Source organism: Pseudomonas sp. GM_Psu_1 (assembly GCF_026544185.1).
In the GTDB taxonomy this organism is placed as follows: Bacteria; Pseudomonadota; Gammaproteobacteria; order Pseudomonadales; family Pseudomonadaceae; genus Chryseomonas; species Chryseomonas oryzihabitans.
The window spans coordinates 468,341-475,050 of record NZ_JALNUX010000004.1; the positions used below are offsets into that span (position 1 = coordinate 468,341).

Consider the following 6,710-nt stretch of genomic DNA (forward strand, 5'->3'; position numbering starts at 1 on the left):
CACAGAGAGATCGCCATGCGTCGTGTTCCGCGCCTGGGCTGGCGCCAGGGTCTGGCGCTGGGCGTCGCCGTGCTGGCCGCCGGCTTCGCCTATCCGGCCTGGCGGCATTTCCATCCGGTCAGTGCGGTCGAGGGCTGGCGCTACCGGGAAGTCGCCGCCGACATCCCCATGGTCAGCGCCCTGGCCCTGGACGCCGATGGCAGCCTGTTCGTGACCCAGGAATTTTCCAGTCGCCGCGGCCGCCTGCTGCGGCTGCTGCCCAATGGCGAGCGCCAGCCGGTACTGGGCGAGCTGTCCAAGCCCGATGGCTTGGTGATGTTCCAGGGCGGCCTGGTGGTCAGCCAGGAAGGCGGACCGCTGCCGGTGTTTCTCCTGCGCGACGGCCAGCGCCAGGCCCTGTTCGACGGCAACGACGTCGAGGGCGTCGCCACCGATGGCCAGACCCTCTATGCCATCGAGGACCTGCCGCGCGGTCGCCTGCTCAGCTACGACCCGCTGCAGCGTCGCCTGGCGGTGCTGCGCGACGGACTGGAAGAAGGCGAAGGCGTCGCACGCTGCCCGGATGGCCGGCTGTTCTATACCGAAAAGGCCAAGGGTTGGGTCAAGCAGTGGCAGCCCGGGGGGACCGATACCCTGGTCGCCGCGGGTCTCGACGCGCCGGGCTTCGTGCAGTGTTCGGCCGACGGCCTGTGGATCACCGAAGACGCCACCCACGGCGCCCGGGTGCTGCTGGTGCAGCCCGATGGCCGTCTGGTCACGGTGCTCTCGCACCTGCGCTCGGCGCAGACCCTGATCCCGCGCGGCGACGGTCATTACCTGGTCGCCGAGCAGGGGCGCAACCGCATCCTGGAATTCTCGCGAGACGCCGGAGCCGCTCGCTAGGGCGAGCGGCTCCGGGGGACTTCAGGGCAGGCGATACACCAGGCAGGGATTGCCGTTGAGGCGGCGTCCCAGCACCGGGGTGAGGTCGGCCAGCGGGGTGCCCGCCAGCAATTCGCGGTCGTCGCGGGCGAGGATGATCCAGGCGCCGGACGGCAGGTGCGCCAGGTCCGCGACCTGCGGCCGGGCGATGAAGATCGGCTGTTCGTCGTGGTCCAGGTTCATCATGTAGCGGATCGCCCAGCTGTCCTGGCCGAGGCCGAAGAACACCAGGGGACCCGGCTGCTGCTGGCGCAGACCTTCCACCTGCTGGACGAAGCCGCGGGTGTCGTACTGCAGGTCCTGGGCCGGCTCCACCACCGTGACCAGCATCAGCCACTGGGCGGCCAGCGCCAGGGCGCTCAGCGTCAGCAGGCGGCGACTGCCGTCCAGCCGGCGCCAGCTGACCAGGGCGGCGATCTGCAGCAGGACGAAGGCCGGCACCAGCAGCGCCAGGGAGACATCCGGCCAGTAGCCGTGGCGCTGCCAGAGGTGACGACAGACCAGCATGGCCACCAGCGCCAGCCCGGGCAGCGCCAGCACCAGCGCGGTGTAGACCGGCGCGATGCGGCGGAACCAGCCCTCGGCGCGCAGGAGGCCATGGGCGGCGATGGCGGCCAGGAAGGGCACCATGGGCACCACATAGTAGGCGCGCTTGAAGTGCGGGATGGACAACCCGACCAGGATCAGCAGACCGCTGCCGGCCAGCCCCAGCAGCAGCCGGCGCTGGGCGGTGTGCGGCCAGGCCAGCAGGCGGCGGCGCTCGGCCACCAGCACCAGCAGCGCCAGCGGCAGCACCGGCAGATAGCGATAGAGCCCCAGCTGCAGATAGAACCAGAACGGCTTGCCGCTCTCGTCCAGCCGGCCGGTGACCTGCATGTGCCAGACCTCGGCGGCGAAATCCGCCCCACCCTCGTGGTGGGCGAGCTGGATCAGCGTCCACCAGCCGAGGGCGAGCAGCGCCAGACCGGCCAGGCCGTAGCCGAACAGCCGTTGCAGGGCGAGGGTGCGCCGGGCCGGTTCGCCCCAGGCCACCACCAGCCAGTAGAGGCAGACCACGCCGCAGGGCTCGATGAGGCCCAGCGGACCACGGATGGCGAAGCCCAGGGCGAACAGCGGCAGCACCAGCAGGCGGCGCAGCGGGCGACCGTCACGGTCGGCGCTGTAGAGCAGGTAGAAGCAGAGCAGCACCACCAGGGCGACCAGCTGATCCAGGCAGACCGCGCGGGCCTTTTCCAGCCACTGCGGGGTCAGGGCCACCAGCAGCACCGTGAGCAGCGCCCAGGCGCGGCGGGTATCGGCCAGCAGGCGATAGGTCAGCGCCAGCACCGCGGCCGAGGCCAGGGCGGTGGGCAACACGTTGGCCAGGTGATTGGGCGCGCCGATCACCCGCGCGGCCAGCCAGCTCAGCCAGGTGGCGGTGCCGGGATAGTCCGGATAGGGCTGGCCGTAGGTGGTGGCGAAAAAGGACGGGCCATGGCGAAACATCTCGCCGAGAAAGACCGCCCAGCGACCGTCGAAGCCCTGGGGCGCCTGGTTCCAGATGCCGAGGGTGAACATCAGGGTGGCGATCACCCCGAGCAGCAGGCTTTCGCGGCGCAGGCGACTGGCCGCCGGCAGCGCGAAGAGGGGCGCGCTGCGTGGGGTCAGGGGCATGGGCGAGACCATCAGGCGGCATCCACGCGGCGGGTGACCTGGGGACCGCCCAGGGCGGCGCCACGGCCGATGGCGAAGTACTCGATACCGCGACGCTCCATGCGCTCGGGATCGAACAGGTTGCGCCCGTCGAAGATCAGCGGCTGATTGAGCTGGCGGGCGATCAGATCGAAGTCCGGCGCCTTGAACTGCTGCCACTCGGTGCAGATGACCAGGGCATCGGCGCCGGCCAGGGCGGCCTCGGGGGTGCCCATCAGCGCCAGACGCTCGTCGTGGCCATAGAGGCGCTGGGCCTCGGCCATGGCCACCGGGTCGAAGGCGCGCACCTTGGCGCCGGCCGCCCAGAGGGCTTCCATCAGCACCCGGCTGGGCGCATCGCGCATGTCGTCGGTGTTGGGTTTGAAGGCCAGTCCCCAGAGGGCGAAGGTACGGCCGCGCAGGTCACCGTCGAAGTAGGTGTTGATGCGCTCGAACAGCTTGGTCTTCTGGCGCACGTTGATGGCTTCCACGGCGCGCAGCAGATCCAGCTCCACCTGGTTTTCTTCGCCGGTGCGGATCAGCGCCTGCAGGTCCTTGGGGAAGCAGGAGCCGCCGTAGCCGCAGCCCGGGTAGATGAAGTGGTGGCCGATGCGCGGATCGGCGCCGATGGCCTGGCGCACCGCCTCGATGTCGGCGCCGACGTGCTCGGCCAGTTCGGCGATCTGGTTGATGAAGCTGATCTTGACCGCCAGCAGGCTGTTGGCGGCGTACTTGGCCAGCTCGGCGCTGCGCAGGTCCATGCACTGGATGCGGTCATGGTTGCGGTTGAAGGGTGCATAGAGTTCGCGCATCACGTCGCGGGCCACCGGCGAGTCGGTGCCCACCACGATGCGATCGGGCTTCTTGCAGTCGGCGATGGCGGCGCCTTCCTTGAGGAATTCCGGGTTGGAGACCACCTCCACGTGCAGGGTGCGGCCCTCTTCGGCGAGCACCTCGTGGATCAGCGCGCGGACGCGGTCGCCGGTGCCCACCGGCACGGTGGATTTGTTCACCACCAGCAGCGGATCGCGGGAGACCGGCTGGCCGATCAGCGGCTCGCGGCGCAGGCGGGCGATGGTCTCGGCCACGGCGAAGACGGCGGACAGATCGGCCGAGCCGTCGGCGGCCGGCGGGGTGCCCACGGCGATGAACTGCACGGCGCCATGGGCCACGGCCTCGGCGGCCTCATGGGTGAACACCAGGCGGCCGGCGGCCAGGTTGCTGCGCACCAGCTCTTCCAGACCCGGCTCATAGAGGGTCACCTCGCCGCGCTTGAGCTTGTCGATCTTGGCGCGGTCGATGTCCATGCACACCACCTGGTGGCCGACTTCCGCCAGCACGGCGGCCTGCACCAGACCCACGTAGCCGATGCCGAAAACGCTGATGTTCATAGGGTATTCCTCAGGGTGGGAGCGGCGCTGGCGCGGGGCCCGCCGACAAGGGCGACACCGGCCACGACCAGCGCGACGCCCAGGGTTTTCCAGGGGGTGAAGGATTCGGCGGCGCCTGGCAGCCAGGCCGCGCCGAGGTGGACGAAGACGTAGGAGAGGCCGAGCGCCGCATAGGCGCGACCCAGCGGCAGGCGCGCCAGGGCGGCCAGCCAGGCCAGCAGCGACAGGCCGTAGCAGAGGATGCCCAGGGCCAGCAGCAGCCCGGCCGCGCTCAGCAGCGCCGCGGGCGCGCCGACCCAGCTGGCCATGGCCGGCAGCCGCACCAGCGCCGCGCGCAAGGCGAGTTGCGCCAGGGTGGTGAGCAGGATGCTCAGGCCGAGGGGCAGCAGGCCGTTCATAGCTGGCCGCCCAGCAGTGCGGCACCGACGACGATGCACAGGCAGCCACACCAGGCGCGGGCGTCCACCACCTCGCCGAACACCAGGCGCGCCAGCAGGGTCACCGCCAGGGTGTTGAGCGACAGCAGGGGATAGGCGACGCCCACCGGCACCCGCTGCAGCACCGCGCACCAGACCAGCAGGGCCAGGCCCAGGCAGACCAGGGCGCCCCACAGCCAGGGCGAGCGCAGTCGCGCGGCCAGGGCATTGCCGGCGGCCACCGCGCGCTTCTGGCCCAGTTGGCCGGCGCTGGTGAGGCCGATCACCATGGCGATCAGCAGGCCGTCGAGGGCGGTCATGGCGTCGGCCTCGGATAGACCAGCAGCACCAGGCGCTCGCTGGCGATGCTCTCGCCCGGCTCGGGCAGACTGTCGAGCAGCTGGCGATCGCTGGGGCCGTCGACCCGCAAGAGGATGGCCACCGGACCCTGGTCGCGATGGGCGGCGAGCCAGGCGGCCAGGTCGCGCTCTTCGATCAGCCGGCCGCTGGCCGGCTCGCGGGCGAAGCCGTACTTGAGTTCGCCCGGACCGCCCACCAGCACCACGTCATCGCGGTGGGTGGCCCAGGCCAGGCTGGCGGCCACGCCGAGGTCGTTGCTGACCAGCAGGCCGGCATTCTTGAAGTGGCCGAGCTGGGCCTGGATGAAGGTGCTCGGCAGCTTGTTGTCGACCAGGCCGTTGGGCAGGGCGATGGACAGCAGCGGCAGCAGCACCCAGAGCGCCAGGGCCGGCGCCAGCAGGGTGCGCCGCGGCCAGACCAGCGCGGCCAGACCGGCCAGCAGCAGCGCCAGGGGCGCCAGCAGGGCCAGGGCGCGGGTCAGGCCTTCGCCGCTCTCATAGAGGCGACCGCCATAGATCAGCAGGGCGGCAAGGCCGGCCAGGCCCAGCAGCAGATTGCACAGGCCGTTCAGGCGCAGGGCACCGGTGGCGCCGCGCCGGCCCGCCTCCTGCAGGGTGCGCGCCAGCAGCGGCACCAGGGCGGCCAGGGTCGGCAGCAGGTAGGTCGGCAGCTTGCCGCGGCTGAGGCTGAAGAACAGCAACTGGCCGACCACGGCGATGCCGAGGAAGGCGGTGCCGCGGTGACGCCGGTCCTGCCAGAGCTGGCCCAGGGTACGCGGCAGGAGGCCGGCCCAGGGCAGGATGGCCAGCAGCAGCACCGGGCCATAGAACCAGAACGGCCGCTCGTGCTGGGCATCCTGGCCGGCGAAACGCTGGATGTGCTCGTGCCAGAAGAAAAAATTCCAGAAATCCGCATCGCGCCGGGCCACCAGCAGCGCCCAGGGGGCCACCACCAGGATCGCCACCAGCACCGCCAGGGGACCGCGGCAGAGCAACTCGCCCAGGCGCCGCTGCAGGAGGAAGAAGGGCACGGCCACCAGCACCGGCAGCACCAGGGCGAGAAAGCCCTTGGTCAGCAGGCCGCAGCCACAGGCCAGCCCCAGCAGCGCCCATTGCACCAGGGCCGCGCCGCGGGTCTCGGCGGCCTGGGCCTGCCAGAGGGCGAGCAGCGCCAGGGCCATCCAGAAGGCGAACTGGGCGTCGAGGGTCACGTAGGTGGCCAGCCCCGCCACGGCCACGCAGGAGAGATAGACCACCCCGGCGAGCAGCGCCAGCGGGCGATCCTGCCAGATCAGTCGGGTCAGGCGCACCACCAGGGCGGCGGTGGCGAGACTGGCCAGCAGTGGCACCAGGCGCACGCTGAACAGCGAGTCACCGAGCCAGGCCTGGGCGATGGCCTGGGTCCAGTAGCCGCCGATGGGCTTCTCGAAATAGGGCAGGCCGAGGAAGTGCGGCACCACCCAGTCGCCACGCCGCCAGAGTTCCTGGGCGATCTGCGCATAGCGCGACTCGTCCGGAATCCACAGGCCGCGCCAGGCCAGCGGCAGGGCATAGGCCAGCAGCGCCAGCGGCAGCAGCATCCACAGGCGACGCCGACTCATGCCTGCACGCCCAGCCAGCCCTGGCGGCCGGCCAGGCTGCCACGCACCAGATTGCCCGCGGGCAACTGGCGCGGATCGGCCGGCAGGCGATCGCCCAGGGTCAGGAACAGGATGCCCTGCTCCCGCGCGGCCTTGAGCAGGGCGCGGAAGTCATTGGCGAAGGCGATGCCTTCCACCTCGGCGTGCAGGGTGTAGACGTTGAGCGCCCCCGGACGGAAGCGCTTGAGCAGATAGCTGTTCCAGTCACCGGCGGCCAGCTCCGGGCCGACCACCTCGTCGAAGGTCGGCATGTCCACCGGCACCTGGGGGGTGCCGTGGCTGCCATTGCCCAGCCGCGGACGAAACAGCGCA

At 71.0% G+C, this 6,710-nt stretch carries 6 protein-coding genes and 1 pseudogene; 1 reads left to right on the forward strand and 6 read right to left on the reverse strand.

Annotated features, from left to right (window positions below):
- The first annotated feature begins 15 nt into the window (after nucleotides 1-15).
- Complete coding sequence (locus OXS31_RS09550) at nucleotides 16-882, forward strand: hypothetical protein (RefSeq protein ID WP_267398744.1); 867 nt, start codon at nucleotides 16-18, stop codon at nucleotides 880-882.
- A 21-nt stretch (nucleotides 883-903) separates the two neighbouring features.
- Here OXS31_RS09550 and OXS31_RS09555 read toward each other — a convergent pair whose 3' ends face one another.
- The 6 genes and pseudogenes from OXS31_RS09555 to OXS31_RS09580 form a co-directional block, all read right to left on the reverse strand.
- Nucleotides 904-2,586 carry a glycosyltransferase family 39 protein gene (locus tag OXS31_RS09555; RefSeq protein ID WP_267398745.1) on the reverse strand — a complete coding sequence of 561 codons (1,683 nt, stop codon included), beginning with the start codon at nucleotides 2,584-2,586 and terminating at the stop codon, nucleotides 904-906.
- Entirely contained in the window at nucleotides 2,586-3,983 is a 1,398-nt protein-coding gene (locus OXS31_RS09560; protein WP_267398746.1) for a UDP-glucose/GDP-mannose dehydrogenase family protein, read from the reverse strand. Before OXS31_RS09560 ends, OXS31_RS09555 begins: the two co-directional genes overlap by 1 nt.
- Nucleotides 3,980-4,381: a hypothetical protein gene (locus OXS31_RS09565; protein WP_241807521.1), complete on the reverse strand. Its 402-nt coding sequence runs from the start codon at nucleotides 4,379-4,381 to the stop codon at nucleotides 3,980-3,982. The genes OXS31_RS09560 and OXS31_RS09565 overlap by 4 nt, the downstream gene beginning before the upstream one ends.
- The gene (locus OXS31_RS09570; RefSeq protein WP_267398748.1) at nucleotides 4,378-4,719 is read right to left on the reverse strand and encodes an EamA family transporter; all 342 of its coding nucleotides are present in this window, start codon (nucleotides 4,717-4,719) and stop codon (nucleotides 4,378-4,380) included. Before OXS31_RS09570 ends, OXS31_RS09565 begins: the two co-directional genes overlap by 4 nt.
- Entirely contained in the window at nucleotides 4,716-6,359 is a 1,644-nt protein-coding gene (gene arnT, locus OXS31_RS09575; RefSeq protein WP_255211813.1) for a lipid IV(A) 4-amino-4-deoxy-L-arabinosyltransferase, read from the reverse strand. The genes OXS31_RS09570 and arnT overlap by 4 nt, the downstream gene beginning before the upstream one ends.
- Nucleotides 6,356-6,710 (reverse strand): annotated as a pseudogene (locus OXS31_RS09580) (4-deoxy-4-formamido-L-arabinose-phosphoundecaprenol deformylase); the annotation flags it as partial. The pseudogene OXS31_RS09580 and the gene arnT, both read right to left, overlap by 4 nt.